Annotated in this window: 19 protein-coding genes; 11 read left to right on the top strand and 8 right to left on the bottom strand. The window is 71.2% G+C overall.

The genetic code is table 11. The annotated features are described in order from the left end of the window. Window positions 1-192: 192 nt before the first annotated feature. Window positions 193-1,062: an alpha/beta fold hydrolase gene (locus ACFYO9_RS18475; RefSeq protein ID WP_358777021.1), complete on the bottom strand. Its 870-nt coding sequence runs from the start codon at window positions 1,060-1,062 to the stop codon at window positions 193-195. A gap of 119 nt (window positions 1,063-1,181) precedes the next feature. Between ACFYO9_RS18475 and ACFYO9_RS18470 the strand changes: the two genes are divergently transcribed. Beyond that, on the top strand, window positions 1,182-2,117 hold the full coding sequence (locus ACFYO9_RS18470; protein WP_358777022.1) for a LysR family transcriptional regulator: 936 nt from the start codon (window positions 1,182-1,184) through the stop codon (window positions 2,115-2,117). A 78-nt stretch (window positions 2,118-2,195) separates the two neighbouring features. Here the strand turns inward: ACFYO9_RS18470 and ACFYO9_RS18465 are convergent, their stop codons facing one another. Together ACFYO9_RS18465 and ACFYO9_RS18460 are read right to left on the bottom strand one after the other, a co-directional pair. Continuing rightward, window positions 2,196-3,218: a cation diffusion facilitator family transporter gene (locus ACFYO9_RS18465; RefSeq protein ID WP_355807118.1), complete on the bottom strand. Its 1,023-nt coding sequence runs from the start codon at window positions 3,216-3,218 to the stop codon at window positions 2,196-2,198. Window positions 3,219-3,363: 145 nt separating this feature from the next. Next, complete coding sequence (locus tag ACFYO9_RS18460; RefSeq protein ID WP_358777023.1) at window positions 3,364-4,209, bottom strand: alpha/beta fold hydrolase; 846 nt, start codon at window positions 4,207-4,209, stop codon at window positions 3,364-3,366. Between the two features lie 71 nt (window positions 4,210-4,280). On the opposite strand from ACFYO9_RS18460, the gene ACFYO9_RS18455 reads away from it, so the two are divergent. After that, window positions 4,281-5,240 carry a helix-turn-helix domain-containing protein gene (locus tag ACFYO9_RS18455; protein WP_358777024.1) on the top strand — a complete coding sequence of 320 codons (960 nt, stop codon included), beginning with the start codon at window positions 4,281-4,283 and terminating at the stop codon, window positions 5,238-5,240. Between the two features lie 115 nt (window positions 5,241-5,355). Here the strand turns inward: ACFYO9_RS18455 and ACFYO9_RS18450 are convergent, their stop codons facing one another. Further along, window positions 5,356-7,509 carry a HEAT repeat domain-containing protein gene (locus ACFYO9_RS18450; protein ID WP_358777025.1) on the bottom strand — a complete coding sequence of 718 codons (2,154 nt, stop codon included), beginning with the start codon at window positions 7,507-7,509 and terminating at the stop codon, window positions 5,356-5,358. Window positions 7,510-8,074: 565 nt separating this feature from the next. On the opposite strand from ACFYO9_RS18450, the gene ACFYO9_RS18445 reads away from it, so the two are divergent. Beyond that, window positions 8,075-8,278, top strand: a complete 204-nt coding sequence (locus ACFYO9_RS18445) for a hypothetical protein (protein ID WP_358777026.1) — start codon at window positions 8,075-8,077, stop codon at window positions 8,276-8,278. A gap of 67 nt (window positions 8,279-8,345) precedes the next feature. Here the strand turns inward: ACFYO9_RS18445 and ACFYO9_RS18440 are convergent, their stop codons facing one another. Further along, complete coding sequence (locus tag ACFYO9_RS18440) at window positions 8,346-8,987, bottom strand: type III effector protein (RefSeq protein ID WP_358777027.1); 642 nt, start codon at window positions 8,985-8,987, stop codon at window positions 8,346-8,348. 149 nt (window positions 8,988-9,136) lie between these two features. On the opposite strand from ACFYO9_RS18440, the gene ACFYO9_RS18435 reads away from it, so the two are divergent. Beyond that, window positions 9,137-9,346 (top strand): hypothetical protein, encoded by a 210-nt coding sequence (locus tag ACFYO9_RS18435; RefSeq protein ID WP_358777076.1) that lies wholly within the window; start codon window positions 9,137-9,139, stop codon window positions 9,344-9,346. Window positions 9,347-9,547: 201 nt separating this feature from the next. Beyond that, window positions 9,548-9,931, top strand: coding sequence for a DUF2267 domain-containing protein (locus tag ACFYO9_RS18430; RefSeq protein ID WP_355807244.1), 384 nt, complete (start codon window positions 9,548-9,550; stop codon window positions 9,929-9,931). A 193-nt stretch (window positions 9,932-10,124) separates the two neighbouring features. On the opposite strand, the gene ACFYO9_RS18425 is transcribed toward ACFYO9_RS18430, so the two are convergent. Next, window positions 10,125-11,966: a trypsin-like peptidase domain-containing protein gene (locus ACFYO9_RS18425; RefSeq protein WP_358777028.1), complete on the bottom strand. Its 1,842-nt coding sequence runs from the start codon at window positions 11,964-11,966 to the stop codon at window positions 10,125-10,127. 153 nt (window positions 11,967-12,119) lie between these two features. Between ACFYO9_RS18425 and ACFYO9_RS18420 the strand changes: the two genes are divergently transcribed. Continuing rightward, a complete protein-coding gene (locus ACFYO9_RS18420; RefSeq protein ID WP_358777029.1) occupies window positions 12,120-12,638 on the top strand; it encodes a hypothetical protein in 519 nt (172 codons plus the stop codon). 128 nt (window positions 12,639-12,766) lie between these two features. Continuing rightward, on the top strand, window positions 12,767-13,126 hold the full coding sequence (locus ACFYO9_RS18415) for a DoxX family protein (protein WP_358777070.1): 360 nt from the start codon (window positions 12,767-12,769) through the stop codon (window positions 13,124-13,126). Here ACFYO9_RS18415 and ACFYO9_RS18410 read toward each other — a convergent pair. Beyond that, a complete protein-coding gene (locus ACFYO9_RS18410; protein ID WP_358777071.1) occupies window positions 13,121-13,699 on the bottom strand; it encodes a TetR/AcrR family transcriptional regulator C-terminal domain-containing protein in 579 nt (192 codons plus the stop codon). The genes ACFYO9_RS18415 and ACFYO9_RS18410 overlap by 6 nt on opposite strands. An 80-nt stretch (window positions 13,700-13,779) precedes the next feature. Here ACFYO9_RS18410 and ACFYO9_RS18405 point away from each other — a divergent pair, with 80 nt between their 5' ends. The 3 genes from ACFYO9_RS18405 (at window position 13,780) to ACFYO9_RS18395 (ending at window position 16,350) form a co-directional block, all read left to right on the top strand. Next, window positions 13,780-15,066, top strand: coding sequence for an FAD-dependent monooxygenase (locus tag ACFYO9_RS18405; protein ID WP_358777030.1), 1,287 nt, complete (start codon window positions 13,780-13,782; stop codon window positions 15,064-15,066). Between the two features lie 41 nt (window positions 15,067-15,107). Further along, a complete protein-coding gene (locus ACFYO9_RS18400) occupies window positions 15,108-15,548 on the top strand; it encodes a pyridoxamine 5'-phosphate oxidase family protein (RefSeq protein WP_358777031.1) in 441 nt (146 codons plus the stop codon). A 181-nt stretch (window positions 15,549-15,729) separates the two neighbouring features. After that, window positions 15,730-16,350, top strand: coding sequence for an L-threonylcarbamoyladenylate synthase (locus tag ACFYO9_RS18395; protein ID WP_358777032.1), 621 nt, complete (start codon window positions 15,730-15,732; stop codon window positions 16,348-16,350). A gap of 74 nt (window positions 16,351-16,424) precedes the next feature. On the opposite strand, the gene ACFYO9_RS18390 is transcribed toward ACFYO9_RS18395, so the two are convergent. After that, window positions 16,425-19,646, bottom strand: coding sequence for an amidohydrolase family protein (locus tag ACFYO9_RS18390; RefSeq protein ID WP_358777033.1), 3,222 nt, complete (start codon window positions 19,644-19,646; stop codon window positions 16,425-16,427). 243 nt (window positions 19,647-19,889) lie between these two features. Here ACFYO9_RS18390 and ACFYO9_RS18385 point away from each other — a divergent pair, with 243 nt between their 5' ends. Then, complete coding sequence (locus tag ACFYO9_RS18385; protein ID WP_358777034.1) at window positions 19,890-21,086, top strand: alpha/beta hydrolase; 1,197 nt, start codon at window positions 19,890-19,892, stop codon at window positions 21,084-21,086. Window positions 21,087-21,127 lie beyond the last annotated feature (41 nt).

Genomic DNA, 21,127 nt, shown 5'->3' with positions numbered 1-21,127 from the left:
GCGGCAGCATTGCGCCACCTGACACACGTCAGCCCAAGGCTCTGACCTGCTATTTCGGTCGGGCGGCGCCGAAGACCCGCCACCCTGGTGCCCACCAGGTGGGACGGTACGGCGCGTGCGCGCAGATGGCACTGAGCGCTGCGCGAAGGTGGCACCGAGCACCGCACCCCGGACAGCGCGAGGCGTCGCCGCTCACGGCAGCAGCGCCGCGGCGAGCTCACGGGGCCGGGCGGCGAACGGGCTGTGGCTGCCCGGCAGGGTGCGCACGGTGAATGGGGTGCCTGGCATGGCCCGGTCCGCTTCCGCAATCATCAGATCCTGCACGGCCCTAGGCAGTGCCCTGTCGTCCGCGCAGCGCACGAAGGTCCGCGGGACGCTCCCCCACCGCTGCGGGGTCACGACGACCGGAGTGGTCGGGAGCGCCAGCGGCAGATCGGGGCTCAGCGCCGAACGCCAGCGGTCGAAGCGGTCCGGAGCGGTGTCGTGGTAGTGGGTCTGCCGCAACTCCTCGACGTAGGCGGGATCCTGCGAGAGCGGGTTGATCCGCACGGCGCCCAGGTCCGCGGGGTCGCCGAGGTTGAGGCTCCCGCCCCGTGCCGTGGCGTTCTCGGGGGAGCCGAGATAGTCGAAGAACCGGGGCCGTCCTGCGGGCACGAAGGCCGAGAGGTAGACGATCTCGTCGACGAGTTCGGGTGCGCGCTCGACGGCCAGTGACGCGGGGCCGCCCCCGGCGCTGTGCGCGACGAGCACGACACGACGGTGCCGGCGGGCCTGGCGCAGCGTGTCCAGCACCGCCTCGGCGCTGTCGTCCATCGTGACGGTGGCGAGCGCGGACTTCTCGGTCGACAGACCCGGCTGGCCGGGCCGGAGGTATCCGCTGGGCAGGGGCGCGTCGAAGCCGTGCCCCGGCAGGTCGACGGCCAGGCTCGCGGCACCGAGTACGGCGAGAGCGCGCTGCGTCACCGCCCACTGCCCGGAGCTGTGCCACGCCCCGTGCACGAAGACGAAGACGGTGTCCGTGGAGGAGTGAAGGGAGGAGGGAATGGAGGAGTGATCAGTCATGACCACATTCCACGCACCCCCGCCCCCGGTCATCCAGCGAAGGATCTGACAAGCTGGTCGGCGATACATGTGAGGTATCGCGGAGGGCTTGAGACCGGAGAACGAGGCGGGAGACCGACATGGAGGCACGGCATCTGCGGTACGCCCTGGCCCTCGCCGAGCACGCGCACTTCGGCCGGGCGGCCCGCGCGCTGGGCATCGCGCAGCCTCCGCTGTCGAAGCAGATCGCCGACCTCGAACGGGAAGTGGGCGCCCGGTTGTTCGATCGCACCCGCCAGGGAGTGTTCCCGACGGCGGCGGGCGCGGCCTTCCTCCCCCGGGCGCGCTCGGCGCTCGACGAGATCGCGGCGGCCACGGTCGACGCCACCAGGGCGGCGCGCGGCGAGACGGGGCGGCTGCGCCTGGGGTTCATCGCCTCGGCGCTGCTCGAACCGCTGCCGGACGTCCTCGGCCGGTTCGGCCGCGAACGGCCCGACGTACGCCTCGAACTGCACGAGATGGCGACCAGGCGCAGCACGGCCGCGCTCGTCTCCGGTGAGCTGGACGTGGCGATCGGCCTCGGCCGGCCAGCGGGCGTGGGGGCCGAGCAGTTGGTGTCGGTCCCGATCGGACACGACCATCTGGTCGCGGTCGTGAGCAGCACGCACCCGTACGCGGGGCAGGCGTCGGTGGACGTGGAGCAGCTGCGGCGACAGCCGCTGATCGTGGCCCCGGAGGAGGACGAGCCGGCCGCCGTCGCCGGGCTGCGGAACCTGTTGGGCAAGGACGCCCCGGCGCTCGTCGGCGCGACCGTCGCGAGGGACGTCCACACCATCATCGGCCTCGCCGCCTGCGGGGTGGGCGTCGGCCTGGGCCCCTCCCGCATGCTGACGGCTCCGCGTCGGGGTACGTGGTTCAGCGAGGTGACCCCGCGAACGCCGCTGCCCGATCTGGTCCTGTCCTTCAGCTCCCTGGACCGTTCCCCGGCGCTGAACGCCTTCCTCGACGTGATCCGCGGGAACTGCCCCGAGGTCGGTGCCGCCCTCGACCACCGGCTCGGCCCGCGACATCGATGAGTTCGACGGTCACTGCCTCCGTCGCCGGCCCGCGGAACACCCCACCTCGAACTGCTCCGGTGAGCCCGGGCGGAACCCCTAAGAACCCGTGAAGCCCTGGGCCGCCTCGTCCCCCGGCACCGGCGGCGCCTCGGTGATGTCGAGGAAGACCTGATCGGCTTGCGGCCAACGTTCGGCCACACCGGACTTGATGCGCTCCATGACCAGTTCCACGACCTCGCTGTCCCGGCCTGGTGCGAGGTCGATGCGCGCGGCGACGAGCGTCGAATCCATGCCGAGCCGCATCGTCAGCAGACTCGCGACGTGGTCGATCTCGGGCTGCTCGGCGAGGAAACGCCCTATGTCCTCGCGCAGTTCGGGGTCGACCGACTCACCGATCAGCTGCTCCTTGGCCTCCTTGCCCAAGCGGTAGGCGACCGCGATGAGCAGCAGGCCGATCGCCACCGAGGCGGCCGCCTCGTAGACGACCTCGCCGGTCGCCATGTGCAGGCCCATGCCGATCATGGCGAGGGTCACGCCGAGCACGGCGGTGCCGTCCTCGGCGATGACGGTGCGCAGGGCCGGGTCGGAGCCGATGCCGCCCTCCTGCTGCCGCACCTGCCAGAGCGCGCGGACCAGGGAACCGCCCTCGGCGAGAAAGGCGACCCCCAGGACGATGAGACCGACGATGTAGCCGGTGGTGGTTTCCGCGCTCTCGGAGCGCAGCGCCTCGACGCCCTGGAAGATCGAGAAGCAGCCACCGGTGACGAAGATGCCGACTGCGGCGAGCAGCGACCAGAAGAAGCGTTCCTTGCCGTAGCCGAAGGGGTGCTGGGGGTCGGCCGGTTTGCGGCTGCGGCGCAGGGCGGCCAGCAGGAAGACCTCGTTCATGCTGTCGGCGATCGAGTGCGCCGCCTCGGACAGCAGCGCGGGCGACGCGGCGAACAGCCCTCCCGCCATCTTGGCCAGGGCGATGACCAGGTTCGCGGCGAGGGCCACCCAGACGGTGGTTTTCGTCTCCTGGTCCTTCGACGGCGCGTCGCCCGTGGCCTGCTCGTTCGGCGCTCGCTCGGCCGATGCTGAGGTGTTCGACAGGTGCTCGGTCGGCGGCTTGGCGGTCATCTGGCCTCTCAGTTCTGCAATGGCTCAAAGGTGCTTGCAGGGGGCAGCACGCCGTTCGTGTACCCCGGAGGTGTCAGTCCAGGCGAACGAGGGTGGGGTTCCAGGATTGAAGCCTCTGCGCCGTGCAGAACTCCAAGCCTGAGCTCTACGCCGTGAAGAACTCGGCCAGTGCGCGGCCGATGCGGCCGGGGGCGTTCTCCGTGGGGATGTGATCCGCGTCGGGGATGCGGACGAGCGTGGTGCGGGGCATCTCCGAAGCGAACCGTGCGGCGTATTCCACCGTCTCGTGGAGGTCGTCCTCTCCCCAGATCAACAGCTTGGGCGTGGTGGATCGCCGCAGCGCGGGGACGAGGTCAAGGGTGTAGCGGCTGTCGGCCGCGCTCGCCAGAGCCACCCAGGAACGGCACACCCGCTCGTCGGTCCACGGATCCACGTACTCCGCGATCAGCTTCTCGGTGCCGACACCGGCCAGCACCCTCGTCACCGCCTGTCGCCGCGCGGCGAGCACGCGCTCACCCACGTTCCTGTCCCAGTCGCCACCCCCGTCCCGGAATTGGGCCACGTGGGGCGCGGGCCAGGAGTCGTAGAGGACCGAGTTGACCAAGGCGAACCGGTCCACGTCGAGCTGCTCGTGGGCGAGGAGGTGCTGGGCGATGGCGCCGCCGATGTCGTGGCCCGCCAGGGCTACGGGACCGGACAGACCCAGCGCGGAGACGCATCGCGTCACCCAGTCGGCGAGAGCCGGAACCGTGGCCGTCTCCGCGGTGAGCCGGCCTCCTGAGCGGCCAAGGCCGGGAAGGTCGACCGCGAGGGGCCGCAATCCGGCCTCCGCGAGGTGATCGAGTACGGGGAGCCAGACCCGGCTCCAGTACGTGCCGTGCAGCATCAGCACCGGCGGGGCGTCCTGGCGGCCCGCGGTCAGGTAGCTGGCGGCCTCGCCATCGACCTCCACTGCTGCCCTCGTCACGGTGGTGCCGGTCGTTTCGCTCATGGGCCCACTGTCTCCCGTACGCCCACACCGATCCGAGAGTCCAGAAAGACACCTGGGGGTACATTCTTGCCATGCGCGCACATCGGGTGGTGGCCCTGCTCAATCCGCCTCAGTCGCCCTTCGAACTCTCCTGCGCCGGCGAGGTCTTCGGGACCGCTCCCCACGACGAGCCGCCCCGCTACAGCTTCGGGATCTGCGCCGAGCACCCCGGCTCGCTATCGACCACCGCCGGTTACGTGATGGTCGTGGACGCCGGCCTGGAGGCCCTGGAAGAAGCGGACACGGTGATCGTCCCCGGCTGGCAGCCGGCCGGCGCCCCCGCGCCACCGGCCGTCATCGCGGCGCTGCGCACCGCCCATCGGCGCGGGGCAAGGATCGTCGCCATCTGCACCGGCGCCTTCGTCCTCGCCCAGGCCGGCCTTCTGGACGGCCGTCGCGCCACCACCCACTGGCGCGACGCCGCCCGGCTCGCTGCCGCCTTCCCCCAGCTGCACATCGACCAGGACGTGCTCTTCGTGGACCACGGCGACGTGGCGACCAGCGCCGGAACTGGCGCGGGCATCGACCTCTGCCTGCACCTGGTGCGTTCCGACCACGGCTCGGCGTACGCCGCGCAGATCGCCAGAAACATGGTCCTTCCCCCGCACCGCGAAGGCAGCCAACGCCAGTACGCCGCACAGCCCGCGCAGCCCGCGCCCGCCAAGACGGACGAGTCCCTTGCGCCCCTGCTGGAGTGGGCCGTCGGCCGGCTCGGCACCCGATTGACCCTCGCCCGCCTCGCCGAACGTGCCGGCCTGTCCAGCCGGACCCTGGCCCGGCGCTTCACCGAACAACTCGGCACCAGCCCAGGACAGTGGCTGCTCAACCAACGTCTCGACGCGGCACGCGCCCTGCTGGAACAGACCGACCTGCCGGTCGAAGCCATCGCCACCCGGGTCGGGCTCACCTCGGCAGTCAACCTGCGCCGCCGCTTCCGGTCCCATCTCGGCACGACACCTGGCGCCTACCGACGCGTATTCAGGCACGCCTGATGACGGGGTGCCGACGTACCTTGCGTGGACCCGCCGACGCACAGGCCCGTCACCCTGGCGCGCTGGGCGAGACGGCGCGCTGTCCGAGCTACTTGGTTGGCCCGCCCGCCAACGGTCAGGGGGCCGCGGAGTCCGCGCGGACGGGGGTGAGAAGTGCCTGGGCACGGTCTCGGAAGGCTTCGTCCTGGCGTATGACGTGAGTTTCGACGCCCGAGCGCACCACCCGCGCGTCACCGTCGGCGAGAACGGCAAGTCGGCGCCTCTGGTCACCGGTCAGCGCGTCGGTGCCGAGTGCTTCCAAGGCGTCGCAGGCACCCGCAGGATCGGCGTCCGATTCGGCCGACCGCAAGGCGGCCTCGGCGAGCGCGGCGCGGTCCAGCGAGGCCGGGCCGCCCACCGCCACCAGAGCCAGCACCGCAGCCGCTGCCTGCGCCGGATCGTCGAGGGCAGCCTCCAGGCGTGGGGCAAGCGGCCGTCCCGCCGGACCGAGGTGAACTGTCGCGCGGGCAGCGCGCGCCACGGACCACCGGGCCCAAGGGTTCTGCTGTGCGCGCGCGAAGACCGAGTCCAGAACGGCAACCGCCCCCTCCGCATCCCCCGTCACCCGCCACAGAGCCTCGGCGACGGCCGTGTCCGCATCCAGCACAGGCGTGGTGTCACCCTCCGAGTCGCTGAGCGCCTCTCGCAGGGCCTGTGCGAGCGCCGCTGCCCGGGGCCCGAGCGCACCAGCCGTCCTGGCGGCCTCGGTGGGCTCGCTGGTGCCACGCCGGAGGTGCTGTTCGAGACACTGCAGCAGCGGGGTGATCTGCCCGTCGAGGCCGTACAGCGCCTTCGCCACGGAGAGCCCTCCCCCCTCTGCCGCGGCCGCCCGCAACGAACTGACGGCCCGGGCGCGCTCCGGCGGAGCGCATTCGGCGGCGACACAGCCGATGGCCCAGGCGGCCTGGCCGGGAAAGTGTGAGAGTGCCGCGCACAGTTCGGGCAACGCCGGCGCCGCCTCCGCGCCCCACCCCGCCAGCAGGTTCGTCAGCTGCCAGGGCGTGTTGCCGCGCAGGGCCTCGGGCCGGGCGAGGTGGTCGCGGACGGCGTCGAGGAGGTCGCGGCTGTACGGGAAGCCGGAGTCTTCCGGGCCTTCGAACCTGGCAGCGGCGTCGAGGGCTCGCGGGCGTCTCCCGAAGCCGGCGGCCAGCAGCGGGGCCGCCTTCGTGGGCGCGACGAGTACGAGCGCAGCGAGCGCCTGGTCCGCATGGTCGTCCTCGTGCTCCGGGTTTCGTCCGGCGACGGAAGCGAGGATGTCCGCGGCCGGTGCGGCGACGCTGCCCAGCCGGCCCAGGAGGGAGGACATGGCGGTCACCGACTCGTCGTCGACGGCCGCCGCTCGCAGGTTGCGCACCAGTCGCCGAGGGGCGCTGCGGGAGAGCGAGCACGCGCGGTCCGCAGCCCAGAGGCCTTCGGCCCGCACCTCGGCCCGATCGTCCCGCAGCGCCGCGTCGATCAGTGCGAACACCCCCTCGCGTTCCGTGCGGCGGCCTCGGCCGAGGAGCGCCTCGACGACGGCGGCCAGCGGCTCGCCACGACCGAGGTCGAGATCAGAACGCAGGGGGTCGGCGGGCAGAAGGGACAGCATCGTCGTGTGCATGGGCTCTGTCCATGGAACGCCGGCGTCGAGGGAGGCGAAGACGGCGGCCATGCGTACCGCGGCCGGCTGGGACGGATCCAGAACTGCGGCGGCCGCGGCAGCTCCGCTCTGCGGGTCGAGCCGCGCGATCCCGGCCAGCGCTTCCGCGCGCGCGGACGGTTCGGATTCCTCGGCCCAGCGGGCGCGAAGGGCGGGGAGTACGGTCGCGGTCGCGCGGGTGTGGGACACCGTCCAGGCCGCCGTCCGGCGCACCTCGGGGTCCGGAGACGTCAACAAGGGCAGCAACAAGGGGAGTTGGTCCGCCGCGGCGGCCCGGACGGCGCCTGGTGCCACGCCGTACTCGTCCTCGCTCTCCGCCATGCCGCCGAGCAGCGCCAAGACGTCTGCCGTACGGTGGCCGGCCGCCGCGATCCTGGCCAGGAACGGCACCGTCGCCACGCTGGCCGCGTACACCGTCCCCTGATGCAGAACGCTCCCGTACAGCTCGGACAACGCCTCTTCCGCCGCGTCCACGTCGCCGCCGGTAAGAGCCCGCAGCAACTGGGGAACGTCCTCGGCGCTGCCGTACGCGTGGGAGTGCGAATGCCAGGGTTGGGCATCCAGGCCGTGGAGCGGGTGTACGTGATCCATTCGGGCATCGTGCCAGCTGCGTAGTGGGCAGCCAGGCGCCGGATCTGGGTCTGCACCTGTTCGACAGGGGTGGCGGCGACGATCCGTAAGGCCTCCGCGGTGCTGTCGCCGAGCGTGGGCGTCAACACGAAGTCCGGAGCTTTGCCCGCACCGGGCCGGTGACCGGCCAACTGCCTTACCGGCGCGGCCAGTCGACGAAACGTAGCCCGCTGCCAGGCGTCCAGCCGCCCTACGCACTCCGGCTGCCCCAGCATCCACAGAGCGAGGCCGACTTCCAGCAGAGGGCGCGGCGCCGCGACCACGCGGGTGCGCGCCAGGTCCTCGACGGTGAAGGCGGAGGACAGTGCGTTGTGTCGCGGCGAGCGCGCTCGCGACGGGGATGCTCGCGCTCTCCGCGGGCAACGCGCTGGCGGATCGCAACACAACGGTCGTTCCGGATCGGCACCAGACGGTGGTCCCTGAACGTAACCAGACAGTCCTCACCACACCCAGCGGCGAGCCGGACGCTGCCGGGGCTTCGGTCCAGGTGCTGTCACGCATTCCGTGGGACACGCACGGCCGGGACATGGTGCCCAAGTGTGCCCGGCACGGCAAGCTCGTCACCTCCGGCGTCACCGACCACCTGAAGCTGAAGAACAAGTGCCGCAGCTCCGTCACATACCGCGTGGTCCTCGACCATCACCCGGACTACTGGCACCGGGTCCGCGCCCACAAGTCCTGGAAGTCGAGCTGGAAGTGGCCCGCGAAGCTGCACAAGGTCGCAGCCTGACCTCGTGAGCCGAGCGCTCCGCACATGGAGGGGGTGTGCGGGGCGCCCGGTGATCCCCGCTCTCGGTTCAGGGCGGTATAAGGGCTTTGAGTTGGGCGGCGAGGTCGGGGTGGGTCGTGGTCAGGTGCGGGGCGGTTGCGATCAGGGGGTCGAGCAACTCCGCGGGGTCGTCGGCTGCCAGGGCCGCATGGAGTTGGCCGAGGGGGCGGCGGGCCGCGGCGGGCAGGTCGGTGAGGGCCGTGATCTGGCCGGCGATGCGGCGCAGATCAGCCGCGTTGCGGCGGGCCCAAGTGGCGGTGACGCGCTGGGCGGCGCGGTGTTCGCGGGTGGCCTGGACGCGTTGCTCTCCGGTGGTTCCGGCCGGGCCGGGCCGGTTGCGCAGGTAGCGGCGTTCTGCGGCCTGGCGGCTGGCGACGCCTAGGGGGTGGGCGAGGTCGGCCCAGCTGGCCCCCGCGTCGCGGGCCGTTTCGATCAGGTCGGTCTCCCATCCGGCGAGTTGCTCACGGACTTGCCGCAGCAGGAGAAGGGAAGCCAGGGCCTGCTCCAGGCGAGTTTCGTGCGTTTCGGATGTGCCGGGTTCCTTCTGCCGGGCCTCCCTCAAGGCGTCGTCCACGGCTTGAAGGGCCGCCTCGGCTGCGGGGAACGACGCGGCGCTCTGCGTGCCGGTGCTGGCGCGGGCGGTGCGGGCGGACTGGTCGGCCGGGGTCATGGCACCTCCTCTGGTGGTCATCCAGGTTAACTCGGTCATCCACTCGATGACATCGCGTTTTGTCATCCAATGGATGACATGATACAACGGTTTCAGTGAGGCGCATTGGCAGTGACTGCCCGTACCGCTGGAGGTGTTTCATGATGTTGATGCGCACTGATCCCTTCCGTGGACTCGACGGGATCCGACGGACCCACGGCCCCGACCGGTCGGCGCAGCAGCTGGTGGGTCCCGGGACCTGGTCGCGCGACGAGGCGCGGATGACACTCTCGGAGCGGCAACTGGGCGTGTTCTCCCGCAAGATCGCCGTCCGCACGGGAACCGCAACTGGAATGGGTCGTACGCAGATCTCCGGCTGACCGGATGGATACAGGAACAAAGCGGCCGACGCCGCCCCCTCAGAGCACCCGCCCCACTCCCGCGCCCCGACCTGTTGAAGAAAGGCAACCACAGCAGTGATGTCCCACCTGAGCGCAGCGTTCCAGTCCCGGCCCCAGCTCCAGTCCCGGCGCCAGTCCCAGCCCAAGCCCCACCCCCAGCACACGACGGCGTACGAGCAGATGCTGGACAAGGTCCGTTACCAAGGCGCCTACCCCACCCGGGAGCGCGCCGAGGAAGCGGTCCGCCTGGTCCTCGCGGGACTGGGACGTCAGCTGACCGGTGAGGAACGGGTCGACCTGGCCGCCCGCCTGCCCCGCGAAGCGGCACGCATCCTCACCGAACAGGTCCCGGCCACCCAGCCGTTGAGCGGCGGCTGGGCCTTCGTCAAGGACCTCGCCGCTCGCACGGGCGCCCCTCTGGCCACCACCCGCTGGGACACGGGATCCGTCCTCTGGGCCGTCGCGGCCTACGCCGGACCCGAGCTCCTGACCCGCATCCTGCGTCGGCTCCCCTCCGGCTACGCCCTGCTGTTCGGCCGCGCCGAGCTCACCCCCGCCGCATAGCCGACAGGGCGCGGCCCGCGAAGTGCGCTCGAACCGGGCCCCCTGGAGACACCTGACATCTGACATCTCCCCCTCCCGTCACCGCGAAGGCCCCGGCGACACACCTGACGGTGGTGTCGACGGGGCCTTCCTCAGCAGATGCCGGTGGTGCTCGCCCGCCGGGATGAGCCGGCGAGCCGTTGGGAGGGCTCGGTCAGGCGGACGGGTAGACCAGGGTTATCTCCCGGTTCAGGCCGGTCTCGTCGGCGTCCGGGTACATGGAGACCTCACCGTCGGACCACCGCACCAGGAAGTCGTCCGGGTGCCGGTTCTCGCTGTAGTCGCCGGCGGCCAAAACCGTGGCGTGCGTCCAGAGCTTGTTGGGCTTCTTGAGCTGGACCTCTCCGTGGAAACCGTTCTGATCGATGTCCTTGTAGAGGGTCAGCTCACCATCCGTCCACCGCACCATCAGGTCATGCTGGTCGTTTCCGGTGAAGTCGCCCGAGGTGAGCGTCGAGGCGTGCCCCCAGGTGCTGTTGGGCGCGGCGAGCTTCTTCTCGCCGTGGAAGCCGTCACGGTTGACGTTGGTGTAGAGGGTGACTTCGCCGTCGCTCCAGCGGACCAGGAGGTCGTCGGTCCACTTGTTGTCGCTGGTGTAGCGGCCACCGGTGAGGGACGTGGCGTTCTTCCACAGGTCGTTGGGCTTCTGGAGCTGGACCTCGCCGTGGAAGCCCTGCTCGTCCACGTCCGGGTAGAGCGTCAGCTCGCCGTCGGACCAGCGGACGATGAGGTCGTCGCGGTCGGCACCGGTGAAGTCTCCGGACGCCATGGTGGCGGCGTGCTTCCAGGTGCCGTTGGGGCCGGTGAGACGGATTTCCTTGTCGAAGTTGTCGGCGTCCCCGCCGGCGCCTCGGTACAGGGTGACTTCGCCGTCGGACCAGCGCACGATCAGGTCGGAGTAGTCCCACGTACCGGGGTTGCCGTCGGTGAAGTAGCCGCCGGTCATGGCCTCGGCGTGCTGCCAGGTGTCGGCCGTGCCCAGGACACCGCGGCCGGCCGGCTGTCGGTTGTTGACCGCGTCGTCGTACAGCGCCTTGGCGTCGCCGTCGAGGTACGAGCTGTAGGAGATGTCGTCCTTGTCGCCGCCGGTCTTCCAGCCGCCGATGACACCGATGATGCCCCAGCCGCTCCCCTGCTTGATGAGGAACGGGCCGCCCGACGCTCCGCCCGAGTACTTGTCGCACGCGATGCGCAGGAAGCTGCCGGGGATCTTCGGGTCGGTGCTGTTGTAGCGGACGGTCTTGTCCGTGCAGTCCAGCGGACGCTTCTGGTTGGCCGGGTAACCGATCAGGCGGACCGGCGAGTGGTCGTAGCCGGCGTTGATCTTCAGCTCGGCGCCGCCGACGACGTCCTCGACGTTCTTTCCGCCGCGCGGTTCGAGCTGCAGGAAGTTGAAGTCGAGGTCAGCCCCGGCGTCAGGGCCCTTGGACAGGTACCGCTTGTCGACATAGATCCGGCCGGGCTTGACGGTGAAGGCGCCGTGCGGCTTCTTCCCGTCGTCGTACTGCGGGACGAAGGTGAGGTTCTTGCGCGCGTCCTGGTCGTCGAAGCAGTGGCCGGCGCTCATCACGATGTTCTTGCCGGGGCTCTTGACGACCGTGCCGCCGCAGAACCGGCCGGTGTTGGTGCCGTCGTTCCAGAAGAAGGTGCCGACGATCGGCAGGCCTTCGAAGGGCCGGCTGGTGGAGCGGGGCATCCTCGTCGGAGCGGAGAACCCCTTGGCCTCCTGCTCCGGGACGGGCTTCGCGGACCTCATCCGCTCCGGCGTCCAGTAATCGTCCGCGTCGGCCGGCGTGAACCCGCGCGCGTCCTCGTCCCCATGGGCCGGGACTGGGGTCGGCGGAACAACGGGCGCTTCCCTGTCCCCCGCCACCGCCGGTGCGGTGGCGTCCCCCCTCGGCGTCGGATCGCCGGGATCTGCGTACGCCGGAAGGCCCGGCAGCAGAACCAGTGCCGCGGCCCCCGCCGCGGCGCCCAGCGCTCTGCGCAATCTCATGGTCGTTTCCCCCATATGAAGATGAGAGGCGGGTCACTCCGTGTGGCGTGACCGCGCCAATATGAGTCATGATCGTAAATCTATTGCGGACTCGGGGGATATATGGGCAACTTCACACATCGATCCGTACGTGGCGTATATGCGGTAATTGCCGTGCCAGGGCTGCTGCTTGGGGCGGCCGGCTCGGCCCACGGCGACGCGCTGCCCTTTCCCGGCGCGGGATACGTGTCCGTCGGCGGCCCGGCGCTGCCGGGCCAGCTCGTGGACATCACAGTGAAGGAGCGCCCCGGCAATCCGCACCCCACCGAGGTGGAAGTCTCCAGCCGCGCACTGACCGACGACACGACCTTGGGCGATACGGGACAGGCCTGGGTGGGCGCCGCGCGGATCAAGGAGAGGGCCGAACCCGGCACGTACGAGGTGAAGTTCACCCTCCGCCACAAGGACGCGAACTGCATGGCCGAGGCGGACCGGGACTATCTGTGCGACTACCCGCCGATCGTGCTCCGGCAACAGCTGAAGGTTGCCGCACCGCCACAGGAGGAACAGGAGGGGCTGGGCTTCGGCCCAGGCCTCGCGATCGGGGTTCCGTCGGGCGTGGCCGCGACGGTCGCTGCCGGAGCCGTCTGGCTGCGCCGCAAGCGCCGTCGTGCCGTTGATGAGCCGGCATGACGTAACTCCCCACCCCGTGCTGCGCTGATACCCACCCGGTATCGACACCACGGAACGGGTCTTGGACGGCAGCGGTGACCGGGCGGTGGAATCGGGGCATGGCTGACGAACCGACGACGGCAGGAACCGTGCACATCACCTACTGGATCCTCGCGGGCCCGCTCGCCCTCTTCTACCTCTACGCAGGCGCGCTGAAGATCCTCCGGACCCGCGAGCAGCTGCGGCCGATGATGGCATGGGTGGACCACCTTCCGATGTCCGCCGTCCGCGGTATCGGCGCGGCCGAAGTCCTCGGCGCCCTGGGGCTGATCCTGCCCCCACTGACCGGCATCGCACCCGTCCTTGCCCTGGGCGCCGCCGTCGGCCTCATGGTCCTGCAGATCGGCGCGATCACCGTCCACCTGAGGACCGACCGTCGGTTCGGCATCAATGTCCCGCTCGTCCTTGCCGCAGCCGTGATCATCTGGCCCGCGACGACCTGGCTATGAGGCCCGGGAAGCAGCCGCTTCGGTGCGCTGCACCAGACCCTCCAGAATGAGGGCAAGACCCGCCTCGAACGCCGTTTCGTGGTCGAGCTCCGGCACGTCTGCCAGCCCCTCCATGGCGTCGCCGGCACCCGTGTCGGCCTGTTCCTCCAGGACGCTCCCGACCGTGTAGCGACCGGCGGCCAACATGGCCATCTGCGCCTCGCGTTCGGGCACGCCGGAGGTGACGAGGAAGGTCATCTTGCGGCGGATCCGGTCGAGGTCGCCGGTCGGGGCGCTGCCGGCATGGAGGCGAGCGCCGTCGCGGCGCAGGAGCAGGGTGCGCCGGAAGCTGCGCGTGTTCTCCAGGAACCACTCGCGCCAGTCGTCTTCCGGCGCGGGAAGGGGCGCGTCGGCGTGGGGAGCCATGGCCGCCTGCGCCATGGCCGCGAGGAGATCCTTCTTGGTGCGGAAGTGGTAGTAGAGCGAGGGCTGCTCGACGCCGAGCCGCTGCGCCAGCCGCCTCGTACTGACGTTCTCCAGACCGACCTCATCGAGCAGATTCAGCGCTTCGGTGACGACGGTCGCGCGGTTCATCTTGGTCACGTTGACATTCTATCGGTGATAGAAGACTCTGGAAAGGAATCAATCACCGATAGATTTTCGGGGTGGTGCGCATGTCGAGCAAGATCACGAAGCGTTCGCTGCGGGTGCTCGTCGCCGGCGGCGGCGTCGCCGGGCAGGCGCTGGCCTTCTGGCTCACCCGTGGCGGCCACCAGGTGACGGTCGTCGAACGCTTCCCGGCGCTGCGGGTCTCGGGGGCACAGGTCGACCTGCGCGGGCAGGGCATCGAGGCGGTCGACCGGATGGGACTGCTGGACACCGTTCGCGGTCACCTCGTGGATGAGGCGGGCGTCGCGTTCGTCGATTCCTGCGGGAGGCCGAAGGTGACGATCATGGCCAACACCTCCGGCAAGGGCCGCCAGACCCTCACGTCGGAGTACGAGATCATGCGCGGCGACCTGGTCCGCATCCTCCACGACGCGACCAAGGACGACGCCGAGTACGTCTTCGGCAAGAGCGTCGACGGCTTCGACCAGGACGAGCACCAGGTCACCGCCCGTTTCTCCGACGGCTCATCCGGTGCGTTCGACCTGCTGGTCGGCGCGGACGGGCAGGGATCACGCATCCGCCGGACTCTTCTCCCGGAGGGCGTCGATCCGTACTGGCGCGTCGGGATCCACATGGCCTACTGGTTCGTCCCGCGCATCGCCTCCGACAGCGACATCCGCGACACCTACATGGTCCCGGGCGGTCGCCAGATCATGCGGCGCAGCCACAATCCGACCGAGACCCAGGTGTACTTCGTGCTGCGCGAGGAGTCGGCGGAGGCGGCCGCGATCCACCGGGCGCCCGTCGAACGCCTGCGGGAGTTCTGGGCCGGGCGCTTCCGCGACGCGGGCTGGCAGAGCGAACGGTTCATCGCGGGCATGGAGACGAGTCCGTTCTTCTACTCGCAGGAGATCGCCCAGGTGCGCACCGACACCTGGTCCAAGGGCCGGGTGGCCCTGGCCGGCGACGCCGCGCACTGCGCGTCCCCGTACAGCGGCATGGGGATCTCCGGTGGGCTGGTCGGCGCGTACGTCCTGGCCGGCGAGATCAACCAGCATGCCGAAGACCTGCCCACCGCCCTGGCGAACTACGACCGCGTACTGCGGCCGTTCGTCGACGCGATCCAGGCCCAGGTGAATCCCCGCCTGCTGCGCGTGGGCCTGCCCATGAGCCGGCACGCGATCAGCGTCTTCCAGACCGCCACGGCTCTGGCGTGCGCCCTCCACGTTCCGGATCTCGCCGCGTGCTTCGCGAAGGAGGACCGGGGCGGTGACTGGCAGCTCCCCGACTACTCCCCTTACTCTCACCCACCGATACGTCGGCCCGACCGGGGCTTTGGTCGTAGGCCTTAGGTCGGTGGTGCAGTGATCGGCGACGCCGGAGGATGGGAGTCGTGGACTCTCCTGGTTTTGATGTGGACGCCTTCTTGCAGCAGCCGCTCATCGCTCGCGTCGCGACGAGCGGGCCGACGGTGCGTCCGGTCTGGTTCCTCTGGGAGGACGGCGCCTTCTGGACCCTGACGGGCCCGTGGACCCGGTTGTTCGACCGTGTGAAGAACGACCCGAAGGTCGCTCTCGTGGTGGACGAGTGCGATCTCGCGTCGGGACGCGTCCGGCAGGTGATCGCTCGGGGTCGGGCCGAGCTTGTGCCCTTCGATGTGCCGAGGGGGCGCCGGAAGCTCGCCCGCTACCTGGGGATGGACGAAACTCGGTGGGACGCGCGTTTCGTGAACTATCTGCACGATGATCCGGGCAAACGGGGCACGGTGTGGCTGCGCTTGGTGCCTTCATCGCTCTCCGCCAAGGATCTCAGCTACTCCGTGCCGCCCACGTGACGTGGTGCGGACGGACGCCGGCACCGACCCGCGCGAAGAGGCCGGCGCGGTGCACGGTCAGTCCGGTCCCCGCCGGGGCTTCCGTCACCCGCGATGTCGACCGAGACCCCACCCCACCCCGTTCGCCACACGCGTGACCCGGAGCCCCGGCAGACAACATGCGGTCACTTAGACTCGCCGAATGGCCAAGTACTTCGACGTGCACCCCGACAACCCCCAGCGGCGCAGCATCGGCAGCGTGGTCGACGGGATCCGGTCCGGCTCGCTCGTCGCCTATCCGACGGACTCCTGCTACGCGCTGGGATGCCAGCTCGGCAGCCGCGACGGCATGGACCGCATCCGGTCGATCCGGCAGCTCGACGACCGCCATCACTTCACCCTGATGTGCGAGAGCTTCGCGCAGATGGGGCAGTTCGTGCACCTCGACAACGATGTGTTCCGCGCCATCAAGGCGGCCACGCCCGGCAGTTACACCTTCATCCTGCCCGCCACCAAAGAGGTGCCGCGCCAGATGATGCACCCGAAGAAGCGGACCGTCGGTGTGCGCATCCCCGACCACACGGTGACCCAGGCGATCCTCACCGAGCTCGGTGAGCCGCTGCTCTCCAGCACGCTCCTCCTGCCGGAGCAGGAGGAGCCGATGACCCAGGGCTGGGACATCAAGGAGCGCCTCGACCACCTCGTGGACTCCGTCATCGACTCCGGTGACTGCGGCACCGAGCCCACCACCGTCATCGACTTCTCGGGCGGTGAGGCGGAGATCGTCCGCCGGGGAGCGGGCGACACCTCGCGCTTCGAGTAGGGGTTGGAGCCGTCGCCCCCGCCGGACCGGGTCCGGCGGGGAGCGATGTTCCCTTGCCGCACGCGTCCGGTCGTTCAGGGCGTCGGTGTGCAGCACCCGTCCCTGCGCATCAGGTGTCCCGCCGCCAGCCAGTGCGCCGCGTCCTTCGCGTCCGTACCGGCCCCGCTCTTCGACCGCCGCTCGTACGCGGACGTCAAGTCGTCGGTCGCGTACGGGGTGCCGCCCCGCAGGACCGACACCGTGCGCACCATCGTGTCGAAGTCCGTGAACGGGTCGCCGTCCACCACCGTCACGTCGGCGATCTTCCCGGCCTCGATGGTGCCCAGGTGCCGGTCGAGGCCGAAGATCCTGGCCGGCAGGACCGTCGCGGTGCGCAGCGCGGCCGCCGGGGAGAGCCCGCCGCAGTGCAGGGCGCGCAGGCCCAGATGGAGCGAGAGGCCCACCGGGACGAGGGGCTGGTCGGTGCCGAGGGCCACCTTGCCGCCGGCGGCGAGGATGCGACGGTAGATGTCGGTCTCCCTGCGCAGGGTGGCCAGTTGGTCCGCGCTGGGTGGCACGGCCGCTCCCGCCTTCACGGCGGCGGCGTCCCACGGCGGCATCACGGCGGTGACGCGCGGGTCGTCGGCCAGCGCCGGGTCCGCGCCGATCAGGGGCGCCGAGGTGAACGGTGTGGCGATCAGGGAGAAGGCCGCGCCGTGGGCGCTGTAGATCTCGACGACGTCGTCCCAGGCGCGGCCCGTGGCCGTCGTGGCGTGCCCGAACTCCGCGCGCTGGGTGGCCTGCAGATGGGTCGTCAGGTCCTGGCCCAGCTGGATGCCGGGTGAGAGCAGGTGGCTTCCCGCGCGCACGCCGAGCCGCTCGTGGGCGTAGCGTGCCGCCTCCTCCATGACCCAGCCCGGCGCCCGTACGTACGTCTTCACGAAGTCCCAGTCGAGTGCCGCGCCGCGGTCCAGGGAGCGTCTGAGCGCGGCCCTGTTCCGGTGGGCGCGGCCCATGCTGTACGCGACGCGGGAGCCGTCCAGGAGTTCGCCCGTCGTGAGCAGGCGCGGGCCCGCGAGTTCCCCGGCGGCCACCGCCTCGCGGATGCGGGCCTGTTCGTACGCGAAGCCGCCGAGCGAGACCGCGGTGGTGATCCCGTACGTCAGCTGGCCGACGGTCTGGCGTCCGCCGTACGTCGTCTGCCAGGGGTGGGTGTGGGTGTCCCAGAGGCCGGGGACGACGGTGTGCCGGGAGGCGTCGACGTGCCGTGCCGCCGGGACGCGGCCTGCCGGGCGGTGGGGTCGTACGGACGCGACCCGGCCGCTGCGGACGACGACGTCCACGTCCTCCCGTACGTCGTCCCCGTCGCCGGTGCCGTCCCACAGCCGGCCCGCGTGCAGGACGAGGTCGGCGGGCGTGGGCCTGCGGTGGTCCAGCGGCACCCGCACCGTGCGCGGGTCGCCGCCGTCCGCGCCGATCAGGCGCAGCCGGCCGTTCGACAGGTGGAGGAGCGTCTTGGAGTCGCCCGACCAGGACGGGTGGTCGGCGGGTTCGGCGGAGAGCATCCGCGGGGCGCCGCGGGGCGTGCCGTCGGGTTTCACGGGCAGCACGTGCAGCGCGGAGTCGACGATCACCGCGAGCAGCCGGCCGTCCGGGGACCAGATGGGTCCCGAGTCGTACCGGTCGGAGAGCGAGGTGTGCGGGGCGACCGCGTGCAGGTGGTCGGCGCCGGTCTGCGTGTCGACGATCCGGATGAGGTTGTAGCCCTCGCGGAAGCGGTAGTTGAGACGGTTGCGGTCGCACAGGGCGAGGTACCGGCCGTCCGGGGACCAGCTGGGTCTGCCGGGCAGCCCTCCCCCGCCGAGCGGGTCCGCCAGCGCGCGTTCGGTGCCCGAGGCGAGTTCGCGCACCAGGAGGCGCCCGGTCAGGTCCAGGCAGGCGAGCCGTTCGCCGTCGGGTGAGAGCACGGGGTGGACGCGGCCGCCGGTCGCCAGCGCGGTCTCGGTGCCGGTGGCGAGGTCGTGCCGGTACACGCCGAGCAGGCCGTCGCGGTCGTCGGCGTACACCAGGGACTTTCCGTCCGGCGCCCAGGTCGGGCCGAGCAGATAGGCGGTGGCGGCGGCCCGATGCAGTCGCCGGGGCGGTCGGCCGCCCGAGGTGTGGGCGAGCCAGAGCGAGTTGAGGGCCGCGAAGGCGATGCGGTGTCCGTCCGGTGAGAGGGCCGGGAGGTGGATGCCGCGGGTCGGGCGGGCGCGGCCGAGACCCAGGTCGTACTCCTTGACCCGGTAGCGCGGGCGGTCCACCGGCAAGGTGCCGCGGAACGGGATGACCTCGGGCGCGCTTTGGCTCCCCGGTCGTACGAGGGTGAAGCGGCCGTCGACGGTGAGCAGCAGCCGCCCGTCCGTCGTCCAGCGCGGTGGCACGGGTGCCAGGTCTCCGGGCAGGTCGACGGGGCGGCCGTCGACGACGAGGGTGCAGGAGGCGTGCGGCGCGGGCGTGGTCCGCAGGTGGGCGAGGTGCTTGCCGTCGGGGCTCAGGGCGGGCGTCATGACCTGCGCGGCGGCCGTCTCGGTGTGCGCGACGGTGACGGGGCCGGTTCCCCGGGCGGGGACGGCGGCGATGGTGCGGGAGTCGAGTGAGGTGCCCTGGGGTGTGGTGACGGTGGTTCCGCGGACGAACAGGATGCGGGTGCCGTCCGGTGACCAGGTCGGGTCGAAGTCCTCCCACGGTCCGTCCTGGAGGGGTCCGTCCTGGCCGGGGCGCCCGGTGAGGCGGGTGAGTGCGCCACTGGCGAGGTCCAGGACGTGGATGCGGTAGGAGCCGCCCTTCACCGGGTCGCCGCCGCGCTCGGAGGCGAAGGCGATGCGGGTTCCGTCGGGTGACCAGGCGGGCCCTCGGTCGTCCCAGGGGCCGTCGGTGCGCTGTCGCAGCCGGGAGCCGTCGGCGTGCATCGTCCAGATGTGGAAGCCGCCGTCCTGGTAGGCGCAGAACGCGACCGAGGTGCCGTCCGGGGCGTACACGGGCCGGTTCGGTTCGAGGCCCGGCGGCGTCAGCGGTACCGCTTCGCCGTGACCGTGGCCGTGACCGCGGGGTACGGACCACAGGGTGGCCTGGGCCTCGACGATCAGCCGGTCGGCGCCGGGAGAGAGGGTCGCCGAGCCGTTGGTGACCCGGGTGAAGGAGAGGGGGACCGTGGTGCGTGGTCGGGCGGGCGCCGGGGCGGCGCCCAGGGCGACGGCGGCCCCGGACACGCCTGCGGCGACGATCAGTTGACGTCGCGTCAGGGGCAGCACGGTGTGGTGCCGGTCACATTCCATGACACAGCACACTCGCCCATCACCGGGGCACGGACAACTCTGTGGGGCGACAACACGCCGGGGTCACCATCAGGAACACGCCGGGGTCACCATCAGGCGCACCCGGGGCGCGTATCCGCCCGAGGCCACGCCGTCTCGTACCGGAAGCTGACGGGGCGCCCTTCTCGTACCCCGAGAGTCTGGTGGCGCGTGATACCGCAGGGCGACGCGGCACCAACTGCCCTCGAAATAGCGTCCTTTGACATGACGATGAACCGCACCACCGTACGCAGAAGCGCTCTGGTCTCCACTCTCGCCCTCGCCCTCGCCCTCGCCCTGCCCGTCACCGGCGCGGGAGCGGCCTTCGCCGCCGACGCGGGCGGCACCGGGACGACCCACCAGGCGGCCACCGCGCCGCTCCACCTGCCCCGGCCCACCGGCCCGTTCGCCGTGGGCCGCGACACCCTGCACCTGGTCGACAAGAGCCGCCGCGACCTCTGGGCCCCCTCGCCGAGCCCGCGCGAGCTGATGGTCTCCGTGTACTACCCGGGGCGACACGGCGGCGGACACCCCACCTCGTACACCTCGAAGGAGGAGGCCCGGTTGCTGCTGGAGTGGTGGAAGGTCGACCAGCAGGTCTCCCCCGCCGCGTACAGCGCCACCCGCACCCACGCGCGCACCGGGGCACGGCCGGCGCCGGGACGCTTTCCACTGATCGTGCTCTCCCCCGGGTTCACCGCTCCCCGCTCCACCCTGACCCACCTCGCCGAGGATCTGGCGAGCCGGGGCTTCGTCGTGGCCACCGTCGACCACGCGTACGAGTCGGTCGGCACGGCCTTCCCCGGCGGGCGGGTGCTGACCTGCCGGGCCTGCGGTCCCGCCGAGAAGCCCGGCATGGGCAAAGTCGTCACCCAGGGGCGGGCCAAGGACCTCTCGTACGTGATCGACCGGCTGACCGGGCGCAAGGCCGCCTGGCGGCACGCCGCCATGATCGACCCCGAGCGGATCGGTGCGGGCGGGCACTCCATAGGTGGGGCTGCCGCGCTCGCCACCATGGCCTCCGACCGCCGGGTCCGGGCCGGCCTGAACATGGACGGCAGTTTCCACGTCACGCCCCACGGGATCGGTGGCCGGCCCTTCCTGATGCTGGGCACCGCGGCGCAGCACACGCCGGGGGTCGAGGACGGCAAGAACTGGGACCGGACCTGGCGGGGTCTGGACGGCTGGAAGCGCTGGCTCACGGTCGAGGGGTCGGGCCACTTCACGTTCACCGACATCCCCGTGCTCGCCGGGCAGGCCGGGGTGGTCGACCACCAGGTGCCGCTGTCCGGTGAGCGCTCCGAGCAGATCACCCGGGCGTACGTGGGGGCGTTCTACGAGCAGGAGCTGCGCGGGACACCGCAGCCGCTGCTCGACGGGCCGTCGCCGCAGCATCCGGAGGTCACCTTCCAGCACCGCTGACCACGCCCGGCCCGCGCGCCCGCCCGGTCCGCTCGACGTGT

Source organism: Streptomyces sp. NPDC005863 (assembly GCF_042871345.1).
Classification (GTDB): Bacteria; Actinomycetota; Actinomycetes; order Streptomycetales; family Streptomycetaceae; genus Streptomyces.
The sequence above is the reverse complement of the archived record's forward strand: the minus strand, read 5'-3'. Positions and strand labels throughout refer to the sequence as shown.

What these genes read in the sequence shown, in the direction of transcription:
- ACFYO9_RS18475 (WP_358777021.1), bottom strand. Translation starts at nt 1,062, where the DNA reads ATGACTGATCACTCCTCCATTCCCTCCTCCCTTCACTCCTCCACGGAC.
- ACFYO9_RS18470 (WP_358777022.1), top strand. Translation starts at nt 1,182, where the DNA reads ATGGAGGCACGGCATCTGCGGTACGCCCTGGCCCTCGCCGAGCACGCG.
- ACFYO9_RS18465 (WP_355807118.1), bottom strand. Translation starts at nt 3,218, where the DNA reads ATGACCGCCAAGCCGCCGACCGAGCACCTGTCGAACACCTCAGCATCG.
- ACFYO9_RS18460 (WP_358777023.1), bottom strand. Translation starts at nt 4,209, where the DNA reads ATGAGCGAAACGACCGGCACCACCGTGACGAGGGCAGCAGTGGAGGTC.
- ACFYO9_RS18455 (WP_358777024.1), top strand. Translation starts at nt 4,281, where the DNA reads ATGCGCGCACATCGGGTGGTGGCCCTGCTCAATCCGCCTCAGTCGCCC.
- ACFYO9_RS18450 (WP_358777025.1), bottom strand. Translation starts at nt 7,509, where the DNA reads ATGGATCACGTACACCCGCTCCACGGCCTGGATGCCCAACCCTGGCAT.
- ACFYO9_RS18445 (WP_358777026.1), top strand. Translation starts at nt 8,075, where the DNA reads ATGGTGCCCAAGTGTGCCCGGCACGGCAAGCTCGTCACCTCCGGCGTC.
- ACFYO9_RS18440 (WP_358777027.1), bottom strand. Translation starts at nt 8,987, where the DNA reads ATGACCCCGGCCGACCAGTCCGCCCGCACCGCCCGCGCCAGCACCGGC.
- ACFYO9_RS18435 (WP_358777076.1), top strand. Translation starts at nt 9,137, where the DNA reads ATGCGCACTGATCCCTTCCGTGGACTCGACGGGATCCGACGGACCCAC.
- ACFYO9_RS18430 (WP_355807244.1), top strand. Translation starts at nt 9,548, where the DNA reads ATGCTGGACAAGGTCCGTTACCAAGGCGCCTACCCCACCCGGGAGCGC.
- ACFYO9_RS18425 (WP_358777028.1), bottom strand. Translation starts at nt 11,966, where the DNA reads ATGAGATTGCGCAGAGCGCTGGGCGCCGCGGCGGGGGCCGCGGCACTG.
- ACFYO9_RS18410 (WP_358777071.1), bottom strand. Translation starts at nt 13,699, where the DNA reads ATGAACCGCGCGACCGTCGTCACCGAAGCGCTGAATCTGCTCGATGAG.
- ACFYO9_RS18405 (WP_358777030.1), top strand. Translation starts at nt 13,780, where the DNA reads ATGTCGAGCAAGATCACGAAGCGTTCGCTGCGGGTGCTCGTCGCCGGC.
- ACFYO9_RS18395 (WP_358777032.1), top strand. Translation starts at nt 15,730, where the DNA reads ATGGCCAAGTACTTCGACGTGCACCCCGACAACCCCCAGCGGCGCAGC.
- ACFYO9_RS18390 (WP_358777033.1), bottom strand. Translation starts at nt 19,646, where the DNA reads ATGGAATGTGACCGGCACCACACCGTGCTGCCCCTGACGCGACGTCAA.
- ACFYO9_RS18385 (WP_358777034.1), top strand. Translation starts at nt 19,890, where the DNA reads ATGACGATGAACCGCACCACCGTACGCAGAAGCGCTCTGGTCTCCACT.